At 68.7% G+C, this 23,946-nt stretch carries 24 protein-coding genes; 12 read left to right on the forward strand and 12 right to left on the reverse strand.

From position 1 onward, the window contains the following. Positions 1-4: 4 nt before the first annotated feature. Positions 5-904, reverse strand: coding sequence for a RecB family exonuclease (locus ACFWFP_RS06295; RefSeq protein WP_379293453.1), 900 nt, complete (start codon positions 902-904; stop codon positions 5-7). 123 nt (positions 905-1,027) lie between these two features. On the opposite strand from ACFWFP_RS06295, the gene ACFWFP_RS06300 reads away from it, so the two are divergent. Next, on the forward strand, positions 1,028-1,861 hold the full coding sequence (locus ACFWFP_RS06300; RefSeq protein WP_379293454.1) for a tRNA (adenine-N1)-methyltransferase: 834 nt from the start codon (positions 1,028-1,030) through the stop codon (positions 1,859-1,861). Here ACFWFP_RS06300 and ACFWFP_RS06305 read toward each other — a convergent pair whose 3' ends face one another. Together ACFWFP_RS06305 and ACFWFP_RS06310 are read right to left on the reverse strand one after the other, a co-directional pair. Beyond that, the gene (locus ACFWFP_RS06305) at positions 1,862-3,142 is read right to left on the reverse strand and encodes an acyltransferase (protein WP_379293455.1); all 1,281 of its coding nucleotides are present in this window, start codon (positions 3,140-3,142) and stop codon (positions 1,862-1,864) included. A gap of 205 nt (positions 3,143-3,347) precedes the next feature. After that, entirely contained in the window at positions 3,348-3,878 is a 531-nt protein-coding gene (locus ACFWFP_RS06310; protein ID WP_379293456.1) for a hypothetical protein, read from the reverse strand. Between the two features lie 187 nt (positions 3,879-4,065). Here ACFWFP_RS06310 and arc point away from each other — a divergent pair, with 187 nt between their 5' ends. Continuing rightward, complete coding sequence (gene arc / locus ACFWFP_RS06315) at positions 4,066-5,826, forward strand: proteasome ATPase (protein WP_379293457.1); 1,761 nt, start codon at positions 4,066-4,068, stop codon at positions 5,824-5,826. Positions 5,827-6,122: 296 nt separating this feature from the next. On the opposite strand, the gene ACFWFP_RS06320 is transcribed toward arc, so the two are convergent. Both ACFWFP_RS06320 and ACFWFP_RS06325 read right to left on the reverse strand, forming a co-directional pair. Then, positions 6,123-6,803, reverse strand: coding sequence for a peptidylprolyl isomerase (locus tag ACFWFP_RS06320; protein WP_379293458.1), 681 nt, complete (start codon positions 6,801-6,803; stop codon positions 6,123-6,125). Between the two features lie 165 nt (positions 6,804-6,968). Then, the gene (locus ACFWFP_RS06325; RefSeq protein WP_379293459.1) at positions 6,969-8,090 is read right to left on the reverse strand and encodes a methyltransferase; all 1,122 of its coding nucleotides are present in this window, start codon (positions 8,088-8,090) and stop codon (positions 6,969-6,971) included. 230 nt (positions 8,091-8,320) lie between these two features. On the opposite strand from ACFWFP_RS06325, the gene ACFWFP_RS06330 reads away from it, so the two are divergent. Together ACFWFP_RS06330 and ACFWFP_RS06335 are read left to right on the forward strand one after the other, a co-directional pair. Next, complete coding sequence (locus tag ACFWFP_RS06330; RefSeq protein WP_379293460.1) at positions 8,321-8,959, forward strand: TetR/AcrR family transcriptional regulator; 639 nt, start codon at positions 8,321-8,323, stop codon at positions 8,957-8,959. After that, a complete protein-coding gene (locus ACFWFP_RS06335; RefSeq protein ID WP_379293461.1) occupies positions 8,956-10,458 on the forward strand; it encodes an ArnT family glycosyltransferase in 1,503 nt (500 codons plus the stop codon). Before ACFWFP_RS06330 ends, ACFWFP_RS06335 begins: the two co-directional genes overlap by 4 nt. Positions 10,459-10,485: 27 nt before the next feature. Here ACFWFP_RS06335 and ACFWFP_RS06340 read toward each other — a convergent pair whose 3' ends face one another. After that, positions 10,486-11,880, reverse strand: a complete 1,395-nt coding sequence (locus ACFWFP_RS06340; protein ID WP_379293462.1) for an aminotransferase class I/II-fold pyridoxal phosphate-dependent enzyme — start codon at positions 11,878-11,880, stop codon at positions 10,486-10,488. 123 nt (positions 11,881-12,003) lie between these two features. Between ACFWFP_RS06340 and ACFWFP_RS06345 the strand changes: the two genes are divergently transcribed. The 7 genes from ACFWFP_RS06345 to ACFWFP_RS06375 are packed head-to-tail and all read left to right on the forward strand — an operon-like array spanning position 12,004 to position 19,113. Then, the gene (locus ACFWFP_RS06345; RefSeq protein ID WP_379293463.1) at positions 12,004-12,843 is read left to right on the forward strand and encodes a nitrilase-related carbon-nitrogen hydrolase; all 840 of its coding nucleotides are present in this window, start codon (positions 12,004-12,006) and stop codon (positions 12,841-12,843) included. Next, on the forward strand, positions 12,843-14,261 hold the full coding sequence (gene hydA / locus ACFWFP_RS06350) for a dihydropyrimidinase (RefSeq protein ID WP_379293464.1): 1,419 nt from the start codon (positions 12,843-12,845) through the stop codon (positions 14,259-14,261). The genes ACFWFP_RS06345 and hydA overlap by 1 nt, the downstream gene beginning before the upstream one ends. Positions 14,262-14,289: 28 nt before the next feature. Beyond that, a complete protein-coding gene (locus ACFWFP_RS06355; protein ID WP_379293465.1) occupies positions 14,290-15,333 on the forward strand; it encodes a TIGR03842 family LLM class F420-dependent oxidoreductase in 1,044 nt (347 codons plus the stop codon). A 40-nt stretch (positions 15,334-15,373) separates the two neighbouring features. Then, a complete protein-coding gene (locus ACFWFP_RS06360) occupies positions 15,374-16,309 on the forward strand; it encodes an ABC transporter permease (protein WP_379293788.1) in 936 nt (311 codons plus the stop codon). Between the two features lie 47 nt (positions 16,310-16,356). Beyond that, positions 16,357-17,196 carry an ABC transporter ATP-binding protein gene (locus ACFWFP_RS06365; RefSeq protein WP_379293466.1) on the forward strand — a complete coding sequence of 280 codons (840 nt, stop codon included), beginning with the start codon at positions 16,357-16,359 and terminating at the stop codon, positions 17,194-17,196. Continuing rightward, complete coding sequence (locus ACFWFP_RS06370) at positions 17,193-17,957, forward strand: ABC transporter permease (protein WP_379293467.1); 765 nt, start codon at positions 17,193-17,195, stop codon at positions 17,955-17,957. Before ACFWFP_RS06365 ends, ACFWFP_RS06370 begins: the two co-directional genes overlap by 4 nt. A 13-nt stretch (positions 17,958-17,970) precedes the next feature. Then, complete coding sequence (locus tag ACFWFP_RS06375) at positions 17,971-19,113, forward strand: ABC transporter substrate-binding protein (RefSeq protein WP_379293468.1); 1,143 nt, start codon at positions 17,971-17,973, stop codon at positions 19,111-19,113. Between the two features lie 52 nt (positions 19,114-19,165). Here the strand turns inward: ACFWFP_RS06375 and ACFWFP_RS06380 are convergent, their stop codons facing one another. Beyond that, entirely contained in the window at positions 19,166-19,669 is a 504-nt protein-coding gene (locus ACFWFP_RS06380; protein ID WP_379293469.1) for a nitroreductase/quinone reductase family protein, read from the reverse strand. 58 nt (positions 19,670-19,727) lie between these two features. On the opposite strand from ACFWFP_RS06380, the gene ACFWFP_RS06385 reads away from it, so the two are divergent. Continuing rightward, on the forward strand, positions 19,728-20,096 hold the full coding sequence (locus tag ACFWFP_RS06385; RefSeq protein ID WP_379293471.1) for an arsenate reductase family protein: 369 nt from the start codon (positions 19,728-19,730) through the stop codon (positions 20,094-20,096). A 1-nt stretch (position 20,097) separates the two neighbouring features. Here the strand turns inward: ACFWFP_RS06385 and ACFWFP_RS06390 are convergent, their stop codons facing one another. The 5 genes from ACFWFP_RS06390 to ACFWFP_RS06410 all read right to left on the reverse strand — a co-directional run bounded on the left by ACFWFP_RS06390 (position 20,098) and on the right by ACFWFP_RS06410 (position 23,939). Then, a complete protein-coding gene (locus ACFWFP_RS06390) occupies positions 20,098-20,646 on the reverse strand; it encodes an NUDIX domain-containing protein (protein WP_379293473.1) in 549 nt (182 codons plus the stop codon). Between the two features lie 75 nt (positions 20,647-20,721). Next, complete coding sequence (gene yidC / locus ACFWFP_RS06395) at positions 20,722-21,606, reverse strand: membrane protein insertase YidC (protein ID WP_379293474.1); 885 nt, start codon at positions 21,604-21,606, stop codon at positions 20,722-20,724. A 94-nt stretch (positions 21,607-21,700) separates the two neighbouring features. After that, a complete protein-coding gene (locus tag ACFWFP_RS06400; RefSeq protein WP_379293475.1) occupies positions 21,701-22,000 on the reverse strand; it encodes a DUF6412 domain-containing protein in 300 nt (99 codons plus the stop codon). Positions 22,001-22,035: 35 nt separating this feature from the next. Continuing rightward, positions 22,036-23,049, reverse strand: coding sequence for a DUF4873 domain-containing protein (locus ACFWFP_RS06405; RefSeq protein ID WP_379293476.1), 1,014 nt, complete (start codon positions 23,047-23,049; stop codon positions 22,036-22,038). Further along, positions 23,046-23,939: a diiron oxygenase gene (locus tag ACFWFP_RS06410; protein WP_379293477.1), complete on the reverse strand. Its 894-nt coding sequence runs from the start codon at positions 23,937-23,939 to the stop codon at positions 23,046-23,048. The genes ACFWFP_RS06405 and ACFWFP_RS06410 overlap by 4 nt, the downstream gene beginning before the upstream one ends. Positions 23,940-23,946 lie beyond the last annotated feature (7 nt).

The following is a 23,946-nucleotide window of genomic DNA, read 5'->3' on the forward strand; positions in this document are numbered from 1 at the left end:
GCTGTCACACGTCTTCGGGAAGCCGTTCTGTCACCAGGTCGGCCGGGGCCGTGGCCTGGACCGGCCACCCCGGGTACGGCGGCGGCGTGCCGCCGAATTCGGGGCACAGGGGTTTGAAGTCGCAGAACTTGCACATCGAGTTGCGAGTGGGCGGGAAGTCCCCGGTTCTGCCCGCGTCGATGATGGCTTGCCAGAGCGCGGTGAGGATGCGCTGGAAGCGATCCAGCTCCTCGCGCTCGGGTGTGTAGGTGAGAATGTTCTTGTCGGCCAGATAGATCAGGCGCAGTTGGGCCGGGACGATATCGCGGGTGCGCAGGATCATCAGCGCGTAGAACTTGAGCTGGAACAGCGCTCGCGCTTCGTGCAGGGGGCCGGGGGAGCGACCGGTCTTGTAGTCGACAACCCGCAGCAGCCCGTTGGGCGCCACGTCGATGCGGTCGACGAAACCGCGCAGCGGGATGTCGCCGTCGAGGTCGACCTCGACCCGTTCCTCCAGCGCGTGTGGCTCGAATCGGCGCGGGTCCTCGAGCTCGTAGTAGCTCGCGACCAACGTGCGCACCTCGTCGAACAGCGCCTCCGGCCCACCCTCGGCGACGAGCTCGTCCATCCCGTCGCGCTCCGCGCGCACACGCTCCCAGGCCCCCGCCACCAACTCGGCGGCCCGCGCCGGCTGACGCTCGGCCGCGGGCAACCCGAACAGATCTTCCAGCACCGCGTGCACGACGGTCCCGCGCACCGCCGCTCGCGACGGCGGTTCCGGCACCCGATCGATCGCCCGCAACCGGTATTTCAGCGGGCACTGCTTGAAATCGCTTGCCCGCGAAGGCGACAACGCCGGACGCGACCGATGCGCCGGCGCGCCGGCGGTGTCATCGGTCAGGGGCACGGACAGGGGCACGGACATGTTTCGCAGGGTAACCGCACACACCGACACGATCGCGCGGTCGCCGCGAAACAGCTGACCCGTCGATCGCGCGGATCGGCGCGCCTGGCAGGCTGACAGGTCCATTCGAAGAACGGGAGATCAATGACGGCCAGACGAACCGGTCCATTCGCTATCGGGGACCGCGTGCAGCTGACCGACGGTAAGGGACGCCTCTTCACCGTGGTGCTCGAGGAGGGTAAGGAATTCCATACCCATCGCGGCGGCATCAAGCACGACGACCTCATCGGCAACGACGAGGGGACCGTGGTGAAGTCGGTGAACGGCACCCCGTATCTGGCCCTTCGCCCGTTGCTCACCGACTATGTGCTGTCGATGCCGCGTGGCGCCGCGGTGATCTACCCCAAGGACGCCGCCCAGATCGTGCACGAGGGCGATGTGTTCCCGGGTGCGCGAGTGCTGGAAGCCGGCGCCGGTTCGGGTGCGCTGACCTGCTCGTTGCTGCGCGCGGTCGGTCCCGGGGGCGAGGTGATCTCCTACGAGATCCGCGACGACCACGCCGAGCACGCCGTCCGCAATGTGGAGACCTTCTTCGGCGAGCGGCCGGCGAACTGGTCGATCACGATCGCCGACGTGGCCCGGTACGAGGGGCCGCAGGTCGATCGCGTCGTGCTCGACATGCTGGCGCCGTGGGACGCGTTGCCCGCGGTGTCGAAGGCGCTGGTTCCCGGTGGGGTGCTGGTGGTGTACGTCGCCACCGTGACCCAGCTGTCCAAGGTGGTCGAGGCGCTGCGTGAGCAGGAATGCTGGACCGAACCACGCTCGTGGGAGTCGATGGTGCGTGGCTGGCACGTCGTCGGTCTGGCGGTGCGCCCGGAGCATCGCATGCAGGGTCATACCGCGTTCCTGGTGAGCGCGCGGCGGCTGGCCGAGGGCACCGTCACGCCCAAGCCGCAGCGGCGTCCGTCCAAGGGCTGATCACGCACGGGTGAGCAGGCGGGCGGCCAGCAACGCCGCCGCCGCGCCCGCGAACCAGATCCCACCGTCCACGGTGAGGCCCCATCGGGTGGCTTGCAGGATCGCGATTCCGGCCGCGACCACGGCAAGCACGGTGGTGGCCGAGCGGACGCCGCGCACCGCCGCCACCGGCCCGTCCCACCAGCGCAACGGCGTGTTCTCCAGGCCACGCAGGCCGAGGAACAGTGCGCCGGTGAGCGCGGCGGTCGCGGTGAGCTGCACCGCCGTGAGCAGCCAGAACCCGGATTCGGTTGGTGCGGCGCGGTCGGCGTCCGCCAGGTGGCTGAGTACCAGCACGGTGAGCAGGGCGGGCATGTGCCACAGATACAGCGTCATGGCGCCGGTGTTGCCGATGACCGTCAACCACCAGACCCGGGGGCGTGCGGCGAGACGGCGCAACCACGGCGCCGCGGCGACGGCGGCGCAGCACAGCATCACCGCGTGCCCGGCCAGCAGCAGCGAGGGCGGCGCCAGGTTCGACAGCTGTTGGCCCGGCACGGTGACCATGCTCACCTCGTACGGGCCGACAAGGACCAAGAGCGCGTCGGCGAGCAGCACCGCCGCGGCCAGCACCGCCGCGGTGCGCCGGCGCAGCAGGCCGCGCAGATACCCGATCCCGAGCACCGCGGGCACCAGCCAGACGAACATGTTCAGGTAGCCGAGCTCGCTCGGCCCGCCGGCGAACCGCACCGCGTCGACGATCGCCGTGACGGCCACGATCACCGCGACCGCGGCGAACATCCGGCGACCGCTGGTGATCCGCGCCGCGAGCAAGGGCACGAACGCCAGCACCGCCAGGTACGTTCCGAGAAACCACAGCAGCTGCACGCTCGTCACCGCGAGTGGACGGTGCCACCCCGGCGCGAGCACCAGATCGGCCACCGTCACCAGCGCCACCGAGGCGGCCACGAAATAGCCGAGCGGTCGCACCAGCCGCTGGGTGCGTCGGAAAAGCCAAGCGCCCCATGATGTCCCGGGTCCGATGCGGCGCGCGCCCGCGGCGACGCCCGCGAAGAAGAACAGCGGAAGCACCTGCAGCACCCAGGTCAGCGGCCGCAGCATCGGCAGCTCGGCGAGCACATTGCCGAAATGCACCTCGGGGCCCGACACCGTCACGGTCAGCATCAGGCAATGGCCGGCGACGACCACCACCAGCGACGAGATCCGCAGCAGATCCAGGAACCGGTCACGATCGGCCGGGGTGTTCGCAGCGACCACCGCGACACTGGGAACAACGCTCATGCCCGAGACCATCGCAGAATTCGCGCCACGGTCACAGCGCGGAACTACCCCGGTCGCTGAGTGGAACTACGCGGCGTGGACCGCTGGTCGCGCCGGTGAGCGGTGGCGATCGATCCAGCCCGGGTGATCTTGTGGCCTGCGTGCGGTGCAGAGCGACGGCACGGCCCGGGTGGTACTCACGGACCATCCAGGCCGTGCCGAGCGGTCAGGCGGGCGCGCAGGGAGCCTGGGCGAAGCCGAGCAGCAGGCAGCCGCTGGCGTCGGAGAGCTTCCACGTGCCGTTCTCCTTCTGCCAGGTGACCGGGAACGAGGGCGCCGTGCCGTGCGGAGAGGTGATCGTCACATCCGCGGTGGCGGTGTCACCACTGGTCGCGACGTTGTCGACGGCGAAGGTCAGGGTGTAGCCGGCGAGCATGCCGTTCATCTGATCGATGTTGGACTTGTGCGCGTCGCCGTTGACGATCAGTTTCGCCTTGTCGTCGGTGGATACTCCGGGATCGGCGAACTTGATGAGAGTCGCCTTCAGGGAATCAGCGGTGGGGGCGGCGGCGTTGTCACCCGAAGCTGCCGGGGTTGCCGAAACGCTGGACGGAGCGGCCGCGATACTGGTACTGCTCGTGGTGGCGTTCGTCGAGGAATCGTCGGAATCGCCGCAGCCGGTCAGTCCGACGGTGACGGCGAGCGCCGCCGCCGCGGCGGCGACGGTGACACGGATCGTGCGGGGAGGAAGGAGCATGGACAGCAACCTTTCGACTCGTTCGGCGAGTGCCCCGTACGGGGTGTTAGGGGAGCCTAACAGGTGCGAATGTGTGGTTGATGTCGTACCGACCGTACAAGATGTGATCACGACGAAACCATGTCGGAAAGCGAGAACGGACCGCGCCCGGTAGCGTTGATAGACCGGGACTGGGAGGAGCAGCATCATGAGCCCCAACGAGAATTCGGATTCGGCGGCCTGGCGAGAGCTCGAGGCGGTACGCGCCGAGTCGGCTGCTCTTCGCAGGCAACTCGCCGATTCGCCGGATCGCGCACGCGAATTGGAAGCCAGGATCGATTCGCTGACCATCCGCAACGGCAAGTTGATGGACACGCTCAAAGAAGCGCGCCAGCAGCTGATCGCGTTGCGCGAGGAAGTCGATCGCCTCGGCCAGCCGCCGAGCGGATACGGCATCGTCATCCACGCCTACGAGGATCAGACGGTCGACGTCTTCACCTCCGGTCGCAAGATGCGCCTCACCTGCTCGCCCAACATCGACGCCGACGCACTGGAATACGGCCAGACCGTGCGCCTCAACGAGGCACTCACCGTCGTCGAGGCCGGAAATTTCGACGCCATCGGCGAAATCGGCACGCTGCGTGAGATTCTCGACGACGGCAGGCGCGCCCTCGTGGTCGGTCACGCCGACGAAGAGCGGGTGGTGTGGCTGTCGGGCCCGCTGTCCAAGATCGCCGAATACGACGACATGGCCGACCCCGATTCGCCGATTCGCAAACTGCGCCCGGGTGATTCGCTGCTGGTCGACACCAAGGCGGGCTTCGCGTTCGAGCGCGTTCCCAAGGCCGAGGTCGAAGACCTTGTGCTGGAAGAGGTTCCCGACGTCGACTACACCGACATCGGTGGCCTCGGCCGTCAGATCGAGCAGATCCGCGACGCGGTGGAACTGCCGTTCCTGCACAAGGATCTGTTCCGCGAGTACGCGCTTCGCCCGCCCAAGGGTGTGCTGCTCTACGGTCCGCCCGGCTGCGGTAAGACGCTGATCGCCAAGGCGGTGGCCAACTCCCTCGCCAAGAAGATCGCCGAATCGCGTGGTCAGGATGCCAAGGAAGCCAAGTCGTTCTTCCTCAACATCAAGGGCCCCGAGCTGCTCAACAAGTTCGTCGGCGAGACCGAGCGCCACATTCGGATCATCTTCCAGCGGGCCCGCGAGAAGGCCTCCGAGGGTACTCCGGTGATCGTGTTCTTCGACGAGATGGACTCGATTTTCCGCACCCGTGGTTCCGGTGTCTCCTCCGATGTGGAGACCACCGTTGTGCCGCAGCTGCTTTCGGAGATCGACGGTGTGGAGGGCCTCGAGAACGTCATCGTGATCGGTGCCTCCAACCGGGAGGACATGATCGATCCCGCGATCCTGCGGCCGGGCCGTCTCGATGTGAAGATCAAGATCGAGCGCCCCGACGCGGAGTCGGCGCAGGACATCTTCTCGAAGTACCTCACCGAGACGCTGCCGCTGCACGAGAGCGATCTGCACGAGTTCGACGGCGACAAGCAGGCGTGCGTCGAGGCGATGATCGAGAAGGTCGTCGAGCGGATGTACGCCGAGAGCGATGACAACCGGTTCCTGGAGGTCACCTACGCCAACGGTGACAAGGAAGTCCTGTACTTCAAGGACTTCAACTCCGGCGCGATGATCCAGAACATCGTCGACCGGGCGAAGAAGTACGCGATCAAGTCGGTGCTCGACACGGGTAACCCGGGTCTGCGGATCCAGCACCTGTTCGACTCGATCGTCGACGAGTTCGCCGAGAACGAGGACCTGCCCAACACCACCAATCCTGATGACTGGGCGCGGATCTCGGGCAAGAAGGGTGAGCGGATCGTCTACATCCGCACGCTCGTCACCGGCAAGAACGCCTCGGCCAGCCGGGCGATCGACACCGAGTCCAACACCGGTCAGTACCTGTAGTCACGAGCCGCGAAGGCCGCGTCCCGGTGGGGCGCGGCCTTCGCGTTTTCTGTTCACTTTTTTGGCCGAAACGCTGCGCGACGACAAGTGAATAAGGCACGCTTCACTTGTTCGTTTCACCTGATGAGGACTTACGAGGAGCGTTGTCATGGCCGGTTCCGCCGCTGAATTGCTGACCGAGATCATCCTGCAGACCATCCAGAACCTGTTCAGTTCGATCAGCGCCGGCTGATCGAACCAGCTGCTGCGACGAGGGCCGCGTCTCCCGAAACGGGAGGCGCGGCCCTCGTCGTCGCTCAGCTCTGAGTGGTGGTCACGGCGTTGAAGACCACATCGGCCACCGGGGCGCCATCGGCACCGCCACCCGCGACGCCGGCGTTGGCGACGTTGGTCAGGGCACCCAGGCCCTCGGTGATGGTGCCGAAGGGGGTGTAGTTCGGGGGCAGCTGGGTGTCGCGGTAGACCAGGAAGAACTGGCTGCCGTTGGTACCGGGGCCCGCGTTGGCCATCGCGACGGTGCCCGCCGGGTAGACCGCGCCCGCGAGGTTCTCGTCGGTGAACTTGTAACCGGGGCCGCCCATGCCGGTGGCGGTGGGGTCGCCGCACTGGAGCACGAAGATGCCCTGGGTGGTGAGCCGGTGGCAGCGGGTGTGGTCGAAGTAGCCCTCGCGGGCCAGGAAGGCGAACGAGTTCACCGTGCGCGGGGCCGCGGCGGCGTCGAGCGCGATGGTGACTGTGCCGCAGGTGGTGTCGAGGGTGGCGGTGTGGCTCGCCGCGGTGTCGATGGTGATCGCGGGCTCGGTGGGCCACTGCTTGCCGTTGGGCTGACCCGCCACGGCGGGCGAGCAGCCGGGGATGACTGCCTGACGCATCGGTGCGGTCTGCGCGGCGGGGGCGAGTGCCACCAGGGCGGCCGCGGCGATGCCGACGCCGACGAGCGCGCGAATGAAGGGTCGGTCCTGCGAAATGCTGGTCACCTTGGCGGGATCTCCTCGAAAGCGGGTGCTGGCGGACGATGTACCGCGCATCCTGCCAGCCACACCGGCTCGCGTGGGGACAGACCACCGGATCCGGTCCGCTCGTCGTGTGATCGACACAGAATCCGGCGCTTTCGGGCCGATCGACGGGCGAGAGCCGGTTCGCTAGCGGGCCCGCAAACGCCACAGCGTGGTCGTCTCGGCGGTGCGAGCCGCGGCGAGGGGGTCATCGCGATCGGTCGCGCGGGGATGGCGCGGCCGCGTGGTGAGCGTGCCCAGCACGGACAGGCCCGCGTCGTCGAGCAGGCGCGGGATGTGGTCGGCCGGGCGCAGGCCGAGCAGTTCGGCGAGGTCGGACAGCACCAGCCAGCCCTCGCCGTGGGGCGTGAGGTGCGCGCGCAGGTCGCGGACGAACTCGGTGAGCATCGACTGATCCTGGTCGTAGACACCACGTTCCAGGTCCGAGGTCGGCACGCCGGGCAGCCAGGGTGGATTGCACACCACCAGATCGGCGCGGCCGGGCGGGTACAGGGCGGGCCCGGTCACGGCGATCATCCGGCCGAAGCCGAGCCGTTCGGCGTTGTCCTTCGCGCACCGTAGCGCCCGCGGGTTGATATCGGTGGCGACGATCTCGGGGACGCCGCGGGTGGCGAGCAGCGCGGCCAGCACGCCGGTGCCGGTGCCGAGATCGAACGCCGTGCGGATCTCGGGATCCAGGGGCGCGTCGGCGACGAGATCGACGTATTCGCTTCGAGTGGGCGAGAATACGCCGTAGCCGGGGTACACGCGCGCTCCGAGCGCGGGCACTTCGACCCCCTGCTGCTGCCAGCGATAGGCACTCACCACACCGAGTAGTTCGGTGAAGGTGACCACGCGTTCGGCCTCCGCCGGACCGTACGCCGCCTCGCACGCCGCCGCCACCTCGGGAGCCCGGCGCAGATCGAGCTCGTAGCCCTTGCCCAGCCGGATCAGGAGCCCGCCGAGAATGCCCGCTCGCGTGCGCCTTCGGATTCGTTCGTGCTCGTAGAGCGCGCCGAGATCACCGGCAGCGGGCTTCTTCGCCGGTGTGCGATCGGCGCGCCGGCCCAGCGCCTGTAACAATTGGCGACCATTGTTGTAATCGCCCTGCCACAGCAGCGCCTCGCCCGCCCTGATGCGGCGAAACGCGTGATCGGCCGAGAGCCGGTCGTCGGCGGTGGTGACGATGCGCGGCGCGGGCGCGCCGTTCTCCGAATGCCAGACGGCGGTGTAGTGAACGTGGTCTTCGGTCCAGGCGATGGTGGACACGGACTGCTCCCGGTGATCGACGGTGCTGGTGACACGTGCGTGCCGACGTGGAACGCGACGCCGAGCGCCGGCGGTCGCTATCGCGTCGGGATACGCGCTGCCGCGTCGCCGAGGGCCATACCGGGCGTCACCACTGCCACCTTTCCGAGAGGGATGGTCCATTCTGCCGGATCGGCCCGCATCGCCGTCATCCAGGCGCGGATTCTGTCCGAACGTGCTAATTTCTGACCATGCGGCCAGAAAATTACCCGGATGGGCAGCAGCGGTCGTTCATCGAGGAGGCGCGGCGCCGCCAGATCATCGCGTCGGCCGCCGAGGTGATCTCGGAACTCGGCTACGCCAACGCGTCCCTGGCCCGGATCGCCGAGCGCGCGGGGATCTCCAAGGGCGTGATCTCCTACCATTTCGACGGCAAAGACGAGCTGATGTCGCAGGTCGTGATCCAGCTGTTCGTCGCCGGTGCCGAGTTCATGGGGCCCTTCATCGAGGCGGCGGCCGCGGATGGCTCCCGCGCGATCCTGCACGCCTATCTGTCGTCGAATCTGCAGTTCATCGACAACAACAGAAGCTATGTCGCCGCGGTCGCCGACATCGTGCTCAACCTGCGCGGACCGGATGGCACGCTGCGGTTCGACACCCCCGACGGGGACCGCGAGATGATCGCGCCGCTGGTCGCCGCACTGGCCGAGGGGCAACGCGCAGGCGAGTTCGGCGACTTCGACCCGACCGTGCTCGCGCGGTTGATCCGGGACTCGATCGACGGCGTCGCGAACCGGGCGGTGCGCGAACCCGATTTCGACATGCGCCACTACCGCACACATCTGCTCCGGATGTTCGACGCGGTGACCAGGAAGGACGACAACCGATGACGACGATGACGGCATCCACGGAACCCGGTGTGGCACGCGAGGTTCCGCCGTTCGCCACGCTGGGTGTCGGCGCGATCGCGCTGTCGGCCGCGATCGCCTTGTTCGCCGTGCTCGGGCAATACGGATTCTTCGGCGACGAGTTGTACTTCCTGGCGGCGGGCGGGCACCTGTCGTTCAGCTACGCCGACCAGGGTCCGCTGGTACCGCTGATCGCGCGGCTGATGGACACGATCGCGCCGGGTTCTCTGGTGGCACTGCGACTTCCGGCCCTGGTGATCACCGTCGCGGGGATCGTCCTCGCGGCGGCGATCGCGCGGGAGTTCGGCGGTGGGCGGGGCGCGCAGCTGATCAGCGCGGCCGCCTACGCGACGTCACCGTTTCTGCTCGTGCAGGGCGGCCAGCTCGCGACCAACACGATCGACGGGCCGCTGTGGGTGCTGATCACCTGGTTGCTCGTGCGCTGGGTGCGGACTCGCGCCGACGTGCTACTGGTCTGGGCGGGGATCGTCACCGCGATCGACATGCAGGTCAAATGGCTCATCCCGGTCTTCTGGATCTGCGTGGGGATCAGTGTGCTGGCCTACGGGCCGCGCGATCTGTTGCGCAGGCCCGCACTGTGGATCGGGGCCGCGGTCACCGCGGTCTCGATGGTGCCCAGTGTGCTGTGGCAGGCAGCGAACGGCTGGCCGCAGCTCGAGATGGGAGCGGTGGTCAGCGCCGAGCAGGAGTCGATCGGCGGGCGGCTGATCTTCGTGCCGCTCGCCCTCGGCGCGGCCGGGCTACTCGGCGCGATCCTGCTGGTCTACGGAACTGTTCGGTTGTTCCGCGCGGAATCGTTGCGGCCCTACCGGTTCCTCGGCCTGGTGGTCGTGCTCGTCGTCGTCGCGTTCGTGGCCACCGGCGGGCGGCCGTACTACGTCGTCGGCGTCTATCCGGTCGCGATGGCCGCCGGTGCGGTCGGGCTGGTCGAGGCCAGGATCGCCTGGCAGCGGATCGCGGCGGTCCCGGTGCTCGTGCTGTCGGTCGTTCTCGCGGCGGGGTCGCTGCCCTGGCAGCCGGAGTCCTCGATCCCGCCGAGTACCGGCGGCGTCGACCTGTTGCTGCACGGCAGGTTCGGGTGGCCCGAACTGGCCGCGTCGACCGACCTCGCGTATCAGGCCTTGACACCCGCCGAGCGTGCGCACTCGGTGATCGTCGCCGAAAGTTATTGGCAGGCAGGGGCTCTCGAAACCTACCGGCAGCAGTACCGCTGGCCCGCGGTGTACAGCCCGAATCGTGGGTACGGCTACCTCGGCACGCCACCGGACTCGGCGACCACGGTGCTCTACGTCGGTGGGGAGCTGGAGCGGCTGCGCGCGCACTTCGGCTCGGTGACGCCGATCGGCCGGGCGGATGCCCGACTCGGCTACGAGGGCGTCACCCGCGATGTGACGATCTGGCGCTGCGAACAGCCGGTGCGGCCGTGGTCGCGGATGTGGACCGACCTGCGTGCGATGTAGCGCGACGACGCGACCGCGCACCGCACGTCAGGATCTGCGGATACGCCGGTAGGTCGCGGTGGCGGTGGCCGCGGCGGCGAGTTCGGCGGCGAGCCAGGCGATATCGGTGTCGCCGAGGGCGCCCAGCGTCAGCCGCAGATGGTCGCTGACAGGCCGCTCGCCCGCTTCGAACGGGCCGCCCGGCGCGACCTTGATGCCCGCGGCGGCGAGGCTGATCATCGCGGCGTTCTCGTCGCAGACCGGCAGCCAGAGATTGATGCCGTCGCCCGCGGCCACGACGACATCGTGGCGGGCCAGCGCGCGGCGCACAACGGTGGCGCGCCTGCGGTATTCGAGGCGCGCGCCCGCGACGGTGGCGCGCGCCCCGGCATCGTGGAGCATCGTCAACAGCACGCGCTGCAGGAGCCGGCTGGACCACCCCGGCCCGAGCATCCGGCGTTCGACCACCGGATCCAGCAGTGCCGCGGGCCCACCCGCGACGGCCAGCCGCAGATCGGCGCCGTGGGACTTGGAGTAGGAGCGGATGTAGACCCCGCGGTCCGGGAAGCGCGCGGCCAGGGAGCGCAGCGGGGTGGTCGCGATGCCCGCGGAGTGGTCGTCCTCGATGATCAGCGCCGGGTGCGAGCCCAGGATCGCCGCCAGTTCGCGAACTCTGGCCGCGCTGAGAGAGGCTCCGGTCGGGTTGTTGGCGCGCGGCTGCAGGATCACCGCGCGCGGTGCCGGTCCGTCGAACGCGCGCGCGAACTCCTCGGGCAGGAACCCGGATTCGTCGAGGCCGACGGCGATCGGGCGCGCCCCGAGGCGGGCGAGCAGGTCGAGGAACGGGGGGAAGCACGGATCCTCGACGATCACCGGGTCGCCGAAACGCACATGGGCGGCGAGCAGCCGGTCCACCGCGTCCAGGGCGCCGTCGAGGACGGTCAGCCGTTCGCACGGCCACGGCCAGTCGGCGCGCAGTGTCTCGGCGAGCGCGGGCAGCACCGCCTCGCCGAGATAGTGGGCCGAGAGATCGCCCGGCGCGGTATCGCGTGAGAGCGCGTGCAGTGCGGCGGCCAGGTCGGGCAGCAGCGCCGGATCGGGGGTGCCGTGCGACAGGTCGACGCGAAAGGCGTTGTCGGACTGTGAGTGCAGGCGCTGATACCGCCCGATCGGCGCCTGCTGTGTCTCGCCGACGAAGGTGCCCGCCCGTCCGCGCGCGGTGATCGCGCCGGTCGCGGCCAGCGCGCGCCAGGCCTGGCTGACGGTGGCGGGGGAGACCCGGAGTTCGCGGGCCATCTCGCGCACCGTGGGCAGCCGGGTGCCGGGGGCGAGTGCGCCCGAGCGGATGCGGCGACCGATCGCGGCGGCGATTCCGGCGGCGGTTCGTTCGTCGAGGTCCCCGGCGAAATCCGCGGGCAGTGCGGTCGGCGAGGCTTCGGTCATCGGCTCATTCTGCGCGGTGGTGCGGGGCGGATCCTGGGTGCACCGCCAACGTTTACGGCACCGAAACTGTTTCCGCGCACTTGTAACACAACAGAATCAGTTGTAGGTGCAGTATAACAAAGCATGGGAATCGTCAGAGCGGCGCTCGTCCAGACCACCTGGACCGGTGACAAAGAATCGATGATCACGGCGCACGAGGACTACGCACGGGAGGCGGCGGCGCAGGGCGCGCAGGTGATCTGCTTCCAGGAGTTGTTCTACGGCCCGTATTTCTGCCAGCTACAGGACACCAAGTTCTACGAGTTCGCCGAATCGGTGCCGGGCCCGACGACCGAGCGGTTCGCCGCTCTGGCCGCCGAGCTGAACATGGTGATGGTGTTGCCGGTGTACGAGCGCGAGATGGAGGGGCTGCTCTACAACACGGCGGCGGTGATCGACGCCGATGGCTCCTACCTCGGTAAATACCGCAAACACCACATCCCGCAGGTGACCGGATTCTGGGAGAAGTTCTACTTCCGGCCGGGCAATCTGGGCTGGCCGGTATTCGATACCGCGGTCGGCAAAGTAGGCGTCTATATTTGTTACGACCGCCATTTCCCGGAGGGCTGGCGGGCGCTCGGCCTCGCGGGCGCGGAAATCGTGTTCAATCCGTCGGCGACGTCGAGGGGGCTTTCCAGCTATTTGTGGAAACTCGAGCAGCCGGCCTCGGCGGTGGCCAACGAGTATTACATCGGTGCGATCAACCGGGTCGGCATCGAGAGTGAATACGGCGACGACGACTTCTACGGTACGAGCTATTTCGTCGACCCCGAGGGGAAGTTCGTCGGCGAGGTCGCCTCCGATACTTCGCCGGAATTGGTTGTCCGTGATCTCGATATGGATCTGATCACGATCGTGCGCGAGAGATGGGCGTTCTATCGCGACCGTCGCCCGGAGGCCTACGGATCGCTGGTGAACCCCTGATGCGCACCTTCATCCACGGCGGGACGGTGGTGAGCGCCACCGGGTCCCAGCTGCTCGACGTGCTGATCGACGACGAGACGATTGTCGCTGTCCTGCAACCGGGTTCGACCGCCCTCGGCGCCGATCTGGCCGCCGGCGCGGACACGGTGATCGACGCGACCGGCAAGTACGTGATCCCCGGCGGCGTCGACGGGCACACGCACATGCAGCTGCCGTTCGGCGGCACCGAGGCCAGCGACACCTTCGAAACCGGGACAAGGGCCGCGGCCTGGGGCGGCACCACCACCATCGTCGACTTCGCCGTACAGAAACCGGGCCAGCGGGTGCAGGACACTCTCGCGGAATGGCACGGCAAGGCCGCCGGGCGGTGCGCGATCGACTACGGGTTCCATCAGATCATCGGCGATGTCGACGACGAATCCCTCAAAGGGATGAGCGAACTCGTCAGCGAAGGCGTCACCAGCTTCAAACTGTTCATGGCCTACCCGGGCGTCTTCTACTCCGACGACGGCCAGATCCTGCGCGCCATGCAGTCCGCGGGCGACCTCGGTGCGTTGATGATGATGCACGCGGAGAACGGCATCGCCATCGACGTTCTCGTCGAACAGGCCCTCGCACGCGGGAACACCTCGCCCTACTTCCACGGCACCAGCCGCCCGTGGCAGATGGAAGAGGAAGCCACCCATCGCGCGATCATGCTGGCGCAGTTGACCGGCGCCCCGCTGTATGTGGTGCACGTCTCGGCCAAGCAGGCGATGGATCAGATCGTGACGGCGCGGGACAACGGGCAGAACGTGTTCGCCGAGACCTGTCCGCAGTACCTGTATCTCTCACTCGAAGAACAGCTGGGCGCACCGGGTTTCGAGGGCGCCAAGTGGGTCTGCTCCACACCGCTGCGCTCGCGCGCCGAAGGCCATCAGGACGAGCTGTGGCGCTTCATCCGCACCGGTGACGTCACCGCGGTGAGCACCGACCATTGCCCGTTCTGCATGAAGGACCAGAAAGAGCTCGGGGTGGGCGATTTCAGCAAGATCCCGAACGGGATCGGCGGGGTCGAGCACCGGATGGATCTGCTGTTCCAGGGGGTCAAGGACGGGCGGATCTCGCTCGAACGGTGGGTGGAGGTCTGCTGCACCAGCCCCGCCCGGATGTTCGGCATGTACCCGCGCAAGGGTGTGATCAGCCCGGGCGCCGACGCCGACGTCGTGATCTACGACCCCAACGGGCACACCAGCATCGGTCTGGGCAAGACCCACCACATGAACATCGATCACTCCGCGTGGGAGGGCTTCGAGATCGACGGTCATGTCGACACGGTGCTGTCGCGCGGCCGGGTGATCGTCGACAACGGCGCCTACCACGGTCGCGCCGGGCACGGCCGGTTCCTCCGGCGCGGCCTGTCACAGAACCTGCTGTAGAAACCAACTGCCGAAACGGAGAGTGCCGATGGACATCGGAGTCGTCCTGCAGTGCACACCACCCTCGTCGCGGGTGATCGAACTGGCCAGAGTGGCCGAAACCCACGGGTTCTCGCACGTGTGGACCTTCGACTCGCACCTGCTCTGGCAGGAGCCCTATGTGATCTACAGCCAGATCCTGGCCGCCACCCGGAAGGTGACCGTCGGGCCCATGGTCACCAACCCGGCCACCCGGGACCAGACGGTGACCGCGTCCGTGTTCGCCACGCTCAACGAGATGTTCGGCAACCGCACGATCTGCGGCATCGGGCGGGGTGACTCCGCGGTCCGCACCGTCGGCGAGGAACCGACGACGTTGGCCACCCTGCGCGAATCGGTCGAGGTGATCAGGGCACTGGGCAACGGTCGCAGCGCCCGCGTCGGTGACATCGAGGTGCGATTCCCGTGGGCCGCCGATTCGCGGCTCGAGGTGTGGGTGGCCGGATACGGGCCCAAGGCTCTCGAACTCACCGGGCAGGTCGCCGACGGGTTCATCCTGCAGCTCGCCGACCCCGACATCACCGCGTGGACCATCGGCAAGGTACGGGCCGCGGCCGAGGCGGCAGGCCGAGATCCGCTGTCGGTGAAGATCTGTGTCGCCGCGCCCGCCTACGTCACCGATGGCTCGCAAGCCGGCCTGGAACACGCCCGTGAACAGTGTCGCTGGTTCGGCGGCATGGTCGGAAATCACGTCGCCGACATCGTCGCGAAATACGGTACGGGCGGCGATGTTCCGGCGGCGCTGACCGACTACATCGCCGGCAGGCAGGGCTACGACTACAACCAGCACGGGCGCGCGGGCAACACGCATGCCGATTTCGTGCCCGACGAGATCGTGGACCGGTTCTGCCTGATCGGGACCCCGGACGAGCAGCTCGCCCGGTTGTGGGAGCTCGAGCAGCTCGGCGTCGGCCAATTCGCGGTGTATCTGCAGCACGATGCCAAGACGGCCACGCTCGAGGCCTATGGCGAGCAGGTGCTGCCGCGGCTGAATCAGCAGGTCACCGCGATACAAGCGGCCGGTCTGTCGTGATCGCCGGGCAACAGCGGGTGGGAGTGCGCCGGTGACCACGATGACCATCGATCCGGCGACAGCTGCTGTCCCGCAGCAGATCCGCGCCTCCACACCCGGTCGGACCCGGTTGCTGCGCGCGGTCTACACGGTGAGCGCGTTCGTGCTCGTGGCGGTGATCTGGGAGCTGGTGAAAGTGCTGGTGCCCGCCGACGGCGTGAGCATCGCGGGCACCCGAGTACTTCCGCGCACCAGCGACGGCGCCCTCCCGCACGTCTGGGCGGTGCTCACCGTGCTCGGTGACGCGGACGGCAAGGGCACCGTCGGTGAAACACTGTTACGCACAGCAATTTTCACGCTGGCGCTGTCGTTGCTCGCGTTGTTGCTCGGCGCCGCGGTCGGCGTGGCGCTGGCGGTCGCGATGCAGCGGTTCGGCTGGCTCGAACGCGGACTGCTGCCGTATGTGGTGCTCTCACAGACGGTTCCGCTGATCGCGCTCGCTCCGCTGGTGGCGGCTTGGGGCGGCAAGCTGTCCATCGGTGGTGAGCCGTGGCGGCCGTGGATGAGCATCGTGGTGATCGCGGCCTATCTCGCCTTCTTCCCGATCGCCATCGGGATGCTGCGCGGGCTCCAGGCGCCGTCGGCGGCCTCGGTCGAATTGATGCGCAGCTGTTCGGCCGGTTGGTGGGCGACGTTGACGCGCTTGCGGTTTCCCGCCGCCGTGCCCTCGCTGATTCCGGCGCTACGACTGGCCGCGGCGGCCGCGGTGATCGGCGCGGTCGTCGCCGAGATCTCCACCGGCACCGCGGGCGGGATCGGACGCCAGATCATCGTGTTCTCCCAGCAGGCCACCGGCGACGCGGCCCGGCTGTACGCCGCCGTGTTCGCCGCCGCGCTGCTCGGTGTCGTCCTCACCGCGCTGGTCGGGCTGGTGGAGCTGGCGCTGCGCCGCTACAGCCACCCGCCGGGCACCGGCACAGCGGGCGATGGCCGATGAGCGCCGCCGCAACACTCTCCACGACAACGTTTCAGGAAGAAGTACCCATGACCACCCCAGCCGCCGAACCCGGCAGCCCGGTGCCGCCGGTCTCGGCCGCGGTCGAGCTGAGCCACCTCGGCAAGACCTTCGCCGCCGGTGCGGTGACGGCACTGTCGGATGTCTCGCTCACCGTCGCGGCGGGCGAATTCGTCTCGCTCATCGGACCTTCCGGCTGCGGCAAGTCCACCCTGCTGCGGATCGTCGCCGACCTCGAGACACCCAGCAGCGGCACGGTCACCGTGCACGGCAAGCCCGCGCGGCAGGCCCGGATCGACCAGGACTACGGCATCGCGTTCCAGCAGGCGGGTCTGCTCGACTGGCGCACGGTCGCGGCCAATGTCGAACTGCCCCTGGAATTGCACAAGGTGCCGAAGGCGCAGCGCAAGGCACGCAGCGCCGAACTGCTCGCCATGGCCGGGCTCAGCGAGTTCGCCGGCCGATATCCGGCCGAACTGTCCGGCGGCATGCAACAGCGCGTCGCGATCGCCCGCGCGCTGGCGCGCACACCGTCGCTGCTGCTGATGGACGAACCGTTCGGTGCGCTCGACGAGATGACCAGGGAACGCATGCAGGGCGAGCTGCTGCGCATCGCGGGGGAGACCGGCGCCGCCGTCGTGTTCGTCACCCACTCGATCCCCGAGGCGGTGTACCTGTCGGACCGGGTGGTGGTGCTGTCCGCACGACCGGGCCGGATCAGCGACATCGTGGCGACCGGCGGCTGGGATCGGGAGGCGGGCACCGATGTTCGGGCGTCCGCGGAGTTCTTCGCCGCCGTCGCCGCGGTGCGCGCGGCGCTGCGCGGCGAGCACGACGACACCGCCGTGGCCGGACGGGATCTGCGATGAAGACCTGGCTGCCGCCGGTACTGGTCGGCGTCGTCGTCCTCGCGCTGTGGCAGGTGCTCACCGCGGTGGCGGGCGTGCCCTCGTTCCTGCTCCCCGCGCCCAGCGCGATTGCCACCCAGTTCGGTGAGAACGCGGGCCGAATCCTCGATGCCTCGCTCGCCACCGGCACGAACGCGCTGATCGGGTTGGTCGCCGGGACGGTCCTCGGCCTGGCCGCCGCCGTTCTCGCGGTGCGGTTCGCACTGATCGACGGGCTGCTCACGCCGCTGGCCGCCGCCGCGGCCGCGGTACCGATCGTGGCGCTGGCACCACTGCTGAACTCGATGTACTCCACGACCACCGAGACGCCGCGACGGCTCGTCGTCACCATCGTCGTGTTCTTCCCGGTCTTCGTCAGCACCGCACGCGGACTGCGGCAGGTGCCGAAGGTGCAGGCCGACCTGATGACCTCCTACGCCGCGTCGGGCTGGCAGATCACCCGCACCGTGCGCCTGCCCGCCGCGCTGCCGCACCTGTTCACCGGACTGCGGATCGCCGCACCCGGCGCGGTCATCGCGGCGATCATCGCCGAGTACTTCGGCGGCCTGCAGAACGGACTCGGCAGCCGGATCACCTCCGCCGCGGCCAACACCGCCTACCCGCGGGCCTGGGCGTATGTCGTCGGTGCGATGTGCGTGGGCCTGGTGTTCCTGGCCGCCGTGCTGCTGCTCGAACAACTCACCCGCCGACCCCGAACCCCACTGCTGTCCACGATCCGATGAGGGAGATCAATCCATGACCCAGACCGCACTCCGGTTGCGTATCGCGGTGGCGCTGGCCGCCGTGGCCGCCGCCGCGCTGACCGGCTGTAGTACCACCGACAGTGACTCCGAGACCACCGCCGACGGCCTCATCAAGGTGACCTTGCAGCTGCAATGGTTCAAGCAGGGGCAGTTCGCGGGCTACCTGGCCGCGGTGGACCAGGGGTTCTACAAGGAACAGGGCCTGTCGGTGGAGATCCTCGACGGCGGCACCGACATCGTGCCGCAGACGGTGCTCGCCCAGGGCCAGGCCGACTACGCGGTGGCCTGGGTACCCAAGGCCCTCGCGTCGCGCGAGGCGGGCGCCGGGATCACCGAGATCGCCCAGATCTTCCAGAAATCGGGCACCAAGCAGGTCTCGTTCAAGTCCGAGAACATCGCCGGGCCCGCCGCGCTGCGGGGCAAGACCGTCGGAAACTGGGGCTACGGCAACGAATTCGAGCTCTTCGCCGGGATGACCAAGGCCGGCATCGACCCGGCCAAGGACGTGAAACTGGTCCAGCAGCAGTTCGACATGAACGCCTTCCTCGCCAAGGACATCGCCGCCGCCCAGGCCATGTCCTACAACGAGTACGCTCAGCTGCTCGAAACCGAGAACCCGGCCACCGGAAAGCTCTACACCGCGGACGATTTCACCACCATCGACTGGAACGACGAAGGTGTGGCCATGCTGCAGGACGCGCTGTGGGCCAACACCGAGAAGCTGAAGGACAGCAAGTACCAGGATCAGACGGTGAAATTTCTCACCGCCTCGCTCCAGGGCTGGGCCTTCTGCCGCGACAATCTCGACAAGTGCCGCGACATCACCGTGGCCGCGGGCGCCACGCTCGGCGCCGGGCACCAGCAGTGGCAGATCAACGAGGTGAACAAACTGATCTGGCCCGCACCCGCGGGTATCGGCACCATCGACAAGACCGCATGGGATCGCACGGTCTCGATCGCGAAGAACACCAAGAACGCCGAGGGCGCAACGGTGCTCACCAAGGACCCGGATGCCGATGCCTACACCAGCGAGTACGTCACCACGGCGCTCGATCGCTTGAAGGCCGCGGGCGTGGACGTGACGGGTGCGAGCTTCCAGCCCGCGCAGGTCACCCCGACCGAGGGCGGTAAGTAGTCACCCACCTGCGACGGTCCGTCGGGGCGGCCGATGGACCGTCGCCGTGCGTTCAGCGCGGTGTCAGGCCGATGACCACACCGCCCTGCTGCCAGGTCTGGTAGATGTCGGCCGCGGACGGTTCGCCGTCGGGGAGGTAGCCGATGCCGTTGAACTTCGCGTTCTGCTTGTTGTCGCGCGCGATCACCGCGAACAGCTCCAGGACGTGCTGTTCGTCGGTGTACACGGTGGCGGTGAAGGTTTCGGGTGCGCGGCCGCGCGACAAGCGCACCTGCGCGCCGCCCTGGAGGTTTTTCACCCACGGCCGCAGCGCCGTGCCGATCAGCAAGTCGCCGCCGTGCACGGTGTAGGCCACCGGGACGTTGTAGACGGTGCCGGATTTGCGGCCGACCACGTGCAGGGTGGCCAGCCGTTTGCCGACGATGCCGGAGAGCACCGGCACCTTCAGCAGGCCCCGGATGACGGTATTGAGCCGGGACTGAGAGGAGCGGATCGGCTCGGGGCCGGTGGTCGTCGGTGTGCCGTAAGGGTTTTCGGGAGACACGGAATCGCTCATGGTTCCAGTATCGCCACGGGCCGCCAGGCCCGCAGCGCAGGTGACCTACGCTGCGACGATGACATCTGGGCAGACCGAGATCTGGCACAACCCGCGCTGCACGAAGAGCCGCAACGCCACCGCGCACCTCGACGCGGCCGGCGTGGAGTACACCGTGCGGCGCTACCTCGACGACCCGCCGACGGTCGAGGAACTGCGGGGGGTGCTCACCCGGCTGGGTGCGCAGCCGTGGGATATCACCCGCACCGGCGAGCAGATCGCCAAGGATCTCGGCATGGCGGACTGGGGGCGCACCGAGGCGGATCGGGACCGGTGGCTGCACGCGCTGGCGCAGCATCCGAAGCTGATCCAGCGCCCCATCGTGCTCACCGCCGACGGCGGCGCGGTGCTGGCGCGCGACGAGGAATCGCTGCGCGCGCTCGACTGAGTCAGGGTCGCGAGCCGCCGCCGGTGAGCAGCCCGTCCAGGACTGCCCGCGTGTCGGGAACGAACGGCCACGCCGGATCACGCAGGTGCGCACGCAGTTCGGCATCGGTCCACCACCAGCCGTCCGCGATCTCGGACGGCTGGTGGACGATCGGCCCGTCGCAGCGGTACTCGTAACCGAACAGGTGGCAACGCAGTGGGCGGCCCGCCCAGTCGCCGTCCCAGGACGCGGTGGCGCGCAACGGAAGTACCGTGCCGGCGGGGACGCCGATGCCCAGCTCCTCGCGGAGTTCGCGGATCGCGGTGTCGGACGGGGTCTCACCCGCGCCGACCACCCCGCCCGCGAGGCAGTCGTGCATGCCCGCGAAGACGAGTTTGGTGCCGGTGCGCCGGTGGACGTACACGCGGGTTCCGTCGGACGAACGCACGAGAACGCCGGCGCTCGCGTGCCACAGACCGTCGCGGTACACGGTGCCCCGATCGGCTGCGCCGATCACCAGCCCCTCGGCGTCGTAGACGGCGAGCAGTTCGTCTTCCGGATTCGCTGACACCGCCCGAGGGTAACCGCCGGGAGCGCTGGCCGGCCGCGAGTGCGGGCAGTGCGGTCCGCGCTCGCGGCCTGCGATTCACCGTTTCCGGCGCTGTGGTTTCACCCCCGGTCGCGGTGCGGCGGCTCGGGCCGCGGTGGCGACCAGCGACTTCTTCCCGGCTTCCTCGGCAGCGAGGGTACGCCGGATCAGATACTGCTGGCCGCAGGTCCACAGGGCGTTGGTGGCGAAATAGGCGAGCACGATGACGGGCAGGACGGCGCCGCTGATGAGCGCGCCCGCCGGGAACACCCACAGCGACAAGGTGCGCATGATCGCGGCCGTGCTGTTGTCCGCGACCGCCGGGGTGAGCCGGGCCGTGCAGTGCGTGGCGAGGGCGGCGATCAGCACCAGCGGTACGGCGAGCGCGGCGACCGCGACGACCACCTCACCCGCGCCGGACAGGGTCGCCGACAGCGGTGCGCCGAACAATCTGGCGTCGAGGAACGCGCGGACCTCGGGTGCGCCGAACACATAGTTGGCGGTGGCGTTGTTGACCTCGACCGACAGCGGGTGCTCCGTCGAGGTGAACGGGCCCACCGCGTAGGCGCCGGTCCGGTCGAACGAGCGCAACACGTGGAACAGGCCGAGGAAGACCAGCCCCTGCGCGATCAGCGGTACGAACCCGGCGAACATGCTGACGTTGTGTTCGCGATGGAGCAGCCGGATCTTCTCGGCCTGGGCGCGCGGGTCGTCGCGGTGGGTGCGGCGGATGGCGTCCATCTGGGGTTGCAGTGCGCGCAGGACTTGCTGGGAGCGGGCTTGCCGGAGTGCGGTGCGCACGAGCAACGCGCGGACGGTGACGACCAGCGCGACGACGGCGAGTAGCCAGGCGAGACCACTGGCCGCGCCGAGCGGCATCGCGAAGAGCTGGTGCCAGCACCACAGGACCGCGGACACGGGAAAATAGACGACATCGAGCATGGCGGGACGACCTGTCCGTGAAGCGTGCGCGAACGCACGGAAGGGGGAGTGGGATCACGAAATCCGACAGGCGGCGCCGACGGCGCGGCACCTGTCAGCGGTGATCGGTCCCCGGAGCTCGTGGACGTGGACGACCGGCGGCATCCGGATTGCTCTGCCGCAGAAAGGAACCGCGCAAGCGGCGCTGCGCCGACCGCGGCGGACCCACACTCGCGATCCGGACAGGCAGCCGGCTGCGGCCGGTGACCGCGACCAGCGCACACACCATCGCGGCGGCGACAGCACCGAACGCGAGCATGCGGGTGGCCTCGCCGCCCGGTGTGGAGATGAGCACGAAGGCGGGCAGCACGCACGCGAGAACCGCGTACGCCATCACCATCGCCCGTGCCTGCATGTCACCGAGCATACCGGCGGTGGCGGGTGGCGCTACTACGTCCGCAGCGCGAAAGGTGGGGTGCCGACGCCGGTCACGCGGAGATTGCCCCACGGGTCGCGTTCGGTGAGCTTCGCTGCCGCGGGTGCGCGGCCCGGCAGGACGAGGAAGGCGGATGCTCGCGTCGGTTCGGGCAGCGCGCTGGTCTCGGCGGGGTCGAGGCGGCCGTACCAGTGGTAGTGGCCGTCGATCGGATCGGTGTGGCCGGTGAGAGTGGCGATGACGCGATATTCGGCGCCGGGGAGGTCCAGGACGGCCGGCCCGGCGTAGTCGTGATCCGGGTGCCGGTCGGCGGCGACGGTGATGTCGAAGTGATGGGGTTTCGGGCGGCCCAGGCGAGGAGTGCCCGGGGTCAGGCCGCGTCGGCGGTGGTATTCGTGCTGGGTGCTGGCCCGCACTTCGATCCGGGTACCCGAGTGCCGCTGCAGAGTACGGACCCAGGTGGCGATGAGATCGACCCTGGCCGACTCCGCGGACCATAGTTGCTCGACCCGGGGGTCGGTGTCGCCGGCGAAGAACAGGTTCGGGAAGCCGTGGGTCGCGATACCGCGAAAGGTGACTGGAGCGTGCGACCACGCCGCGTCGAGTGCGTGGCCCTCGCGTCCGGTGACCGGCAACCGGACGCCCGACGATGTCTCGGGCAGGACGTTGACCGGGCGGTCTGTCGTTTCAGGTGCCGTGTCGGCGCGGAGACGACGGGTCGTGTCGGCAGTCAGAATCACTACCCTCGCGTTGGCGGCCTGGTTCCCGACCAGGTGGATCACCCAGTGGTCCTCGCTCTCGTCGAAGACGAGTTCGCTGACATCGACCGCGTGCCGCGGAACCGGCCGATCCTGGCGAGACAGCCACCGGTGCCGAGTCCTCCACGGAATCCGGCGCTGGCTGCCGACCGGGGATCGCGACGGACACCCTGCTGAAACCGGTTGGTAGACACTCACTTCGGCGATGCCCACCGCCCGCAGCCGCCGCACGATCGCCCGGAACTCGGTCCCGATGACAGCGACGCTCACAGCAGACCCACCGCCCGCCACCGCCTGCGTCCGGCCGATCCGATCAGTCCGTGCTGACCCAGAAACGTCACCAGCTCCGCCGCCCCGGCCGCCCTCGATTCTCGCGCGACCGGATTACCGAGCGCCGCACGGTGCGCCTGCCGACCGTCGAGTCCGGCGCGAACGTACAGGTGCCGGTTGGTGATCAGTGACACGAACAGCGGACCGGCCACCGCCACACACAGCCGGATATAGGCCCGCTCACCCGCCGACATCGCGGGAACGCGCCGCGCCAGCGCGTCCCTGGCGAAGCCGATATGGCGTGCCTCCTCGGTGACGTGGATGCGCATGGCGCGCGCGACGATCGGCTGCAACTGCGGATCGTCGAGCATCCGCCGCTGCAGTGCGTCGAAGATCTCCTCACCGACCAGCGCCGCCACCCACACCATCGGGCCGCGCAGCACGGCGGGTAGCGCGGTGATCGCGAGCCGCGCCGCCGGACGCGGCCAGTACGGGCGGGCCTCGACGCGCTCGATGAGTTTGCCGAACATCATCATGTGCCTGCACTCGTCGGCCATCTCGGTGAGCGTGTAGTGCGAGGTCGCCGACGTGGGGTCGCCGCGCAGCAGCTCGCGCAGCAGCAGCCGATTGAGCAGGTTCTCGAACCAGATGCCGACCGAGAGCACATTGGCCAGTTCCTGGCGGGAGAGTTCGCGCTGCTGGCCGGGCGTCATCGCCTCCCACAGATCGGTCCCGTAGAGCGAGATGACGCGCGGTGGCAGGAACAGCTTCGCCGGGTCGAGGGGCTGCGCCCAGGCGATGTCGACCACCGGGTCGTAGGTTTTTCGCACCGAGCCGATCAGCAGGCGCTGGGCGAAAAAATCGCGCGGGGAGGCGGTAGCGTTGCGCATCGCGGGC

Origin of the sequence: Nocardia sp. NPDC060249, from assembly GCF_042728755.1 — a bacterium.
Lineage (GTDB): Bacteria > Actinomycetota > Actinomycetes > Mycobacteriales > Mycobacteriaceae > Nocardia.

Excerpts from the sequence above, each read along its gene's own strand:
- ACFWFP_RS06295 (WP_379293453.1), bottom strand. The coding sequence starts at position 904 with ATGTCCGTGCCCCTGTCCGTGCCCCTGACCGATGACACCGCCGGCGCG.
- ACFWFP_RS06300 (WP_379293454.1), top strand. The coding sequence starts at position 1,028 with ATGACGGCCAGACGAACCGGTCCATTCGCTATCGGGGACCGCGTGCAG.
- ACFWFP_RS06305 (WP_379293455.1), bottom strand. The coding sequence starts at position 3,142 with ATGAGCGTTGTTCCCAGTGTCGCGGTGGTCGCTGCGAACACCCCGGCC.
- ACFWFP_RS06310 (WP_379293456.1), bottom strand. The coding sequence starts at position 3,878 with ATGCTCCTTCCTCCCCGCACGATCCGTGTCACCGTCGCCGCCGCGGCG.
- arc (WP_379293457.1), top strand. The coding sequence starts at position 4,066 with ATGAGCCCCAACGAGAATTCGGATTCGGCGGCCTGGCGAGAGCTCGAG.
- ACFWFP_RS06330 (WP_379293460.1), top strand. The coding sequence starts at position 8,321 with ATGCGGCCAGAAAATTACCCGGATGGGCAGCAGCGGTCGTTCATCGAG.
- ACFWFP_RS06335 (WP_379293461.1), top strand. The coding sequence starts at position 8,956 with ATGACGACGATGACGGCATCCACGGAACCCGGTGTGGCACGCGAGGTT.
- ACFWFP_RS06340 (WP_379293462.1), bottom strand. The coding sequence starts at position 11,880 with ATGACCGAAGCCTCGCCGACCGCACTGCCCGCGGATTTCGCCGGGGAC.
- ACFWFP_RS06345 (WP_379293463.1), top strand. The coding sequence starts at position 12,004 with ATGGGAATCGTCAGAGCGGCGCTCGTCCAGACCACCTGGACCGGTGAC.
- hydA (WP_379293464.1), top strand. The coding sequence starts at position 12,843 with ATGCGCACCTTCATCCACGGCGGGACGGTGGTGAGCGCCACCGGGTCC.
- ACFWFP_RS06355 (WP_379293465.1), top strand. The coding sequence starts at position 14,290 with ATGGACATCGGAGTCGTCCTGCAGTGCACACCACCCTCGTCGCGGGTG.
- ACFWFP_RS06360 (WP_379293788.1), top strand. The coding sequence starts at position 15,374 with ATGACCATCGATCCGGCGACAGCTGCTGTCCCGCAGCAGATCCGCGCC.
- ACFWFP_RS06365 (WP_379293466.1), top strand. The coding sequence starts at position 16,357 with ATGACCACCCCAGCCGCCGAACCCGGCAGCCCGGTGCCGCCGGTCTCG.
- ACFWFP_RS06370 (WP_379293467.1), top strand. The coding sequence starts at position 17,193 with ATGAAGACCTGGCTGCCGCCGGTACTGGTCGGCGTCGTCGTCCTCGCG.
- ACFWFP_RS06375 (WP_379293468.1), top strand. The coding sequence starts at position 17,971 with ATGACCCAGACCGCACTCCGGTTGCGTATCGCGGTGGCGCTGGCCGCC.
- ACFWFP_RS06380 (WP_379293469.1), bottom strand. The coding sequence starts at position 19,669 with ATGAGCGATTCCGTGTCTCCCGAAAACCCTTACGGCACACCGACGACC.
- ACFWFP_RS06385 (WP_379293471.1), top strand. The coding sequence starts at position 19,728 with ATGACATCTGGGCAGACCGAGATCTGGCACAACCCGCGCTGCACGAAG.
- yidC (WP_379293474.1), bottom strand. The coding sequence starts at position 21,606 with ATGCTCGATGTCGTCTATTTTCCCGTGTCCGCGGTCCTGTGGTGCTGG.
- ACFWFP_RS06400 (WP_379293475.1), bottom strand. The coding sequence starts at position 22,000 with ATGCAGGCACGGGCGATGGTGATGGCGTACGCGGTTCTCGCGTGCGTG.
- ACFWFP_RS06410 (WP_379293477.1), bottom strand. The coding sequence starts at position 23,939 with ATGCGCAACGCTACCGCCTCCCCGCGCGATTTTTTCGCCCAGCGCCTG.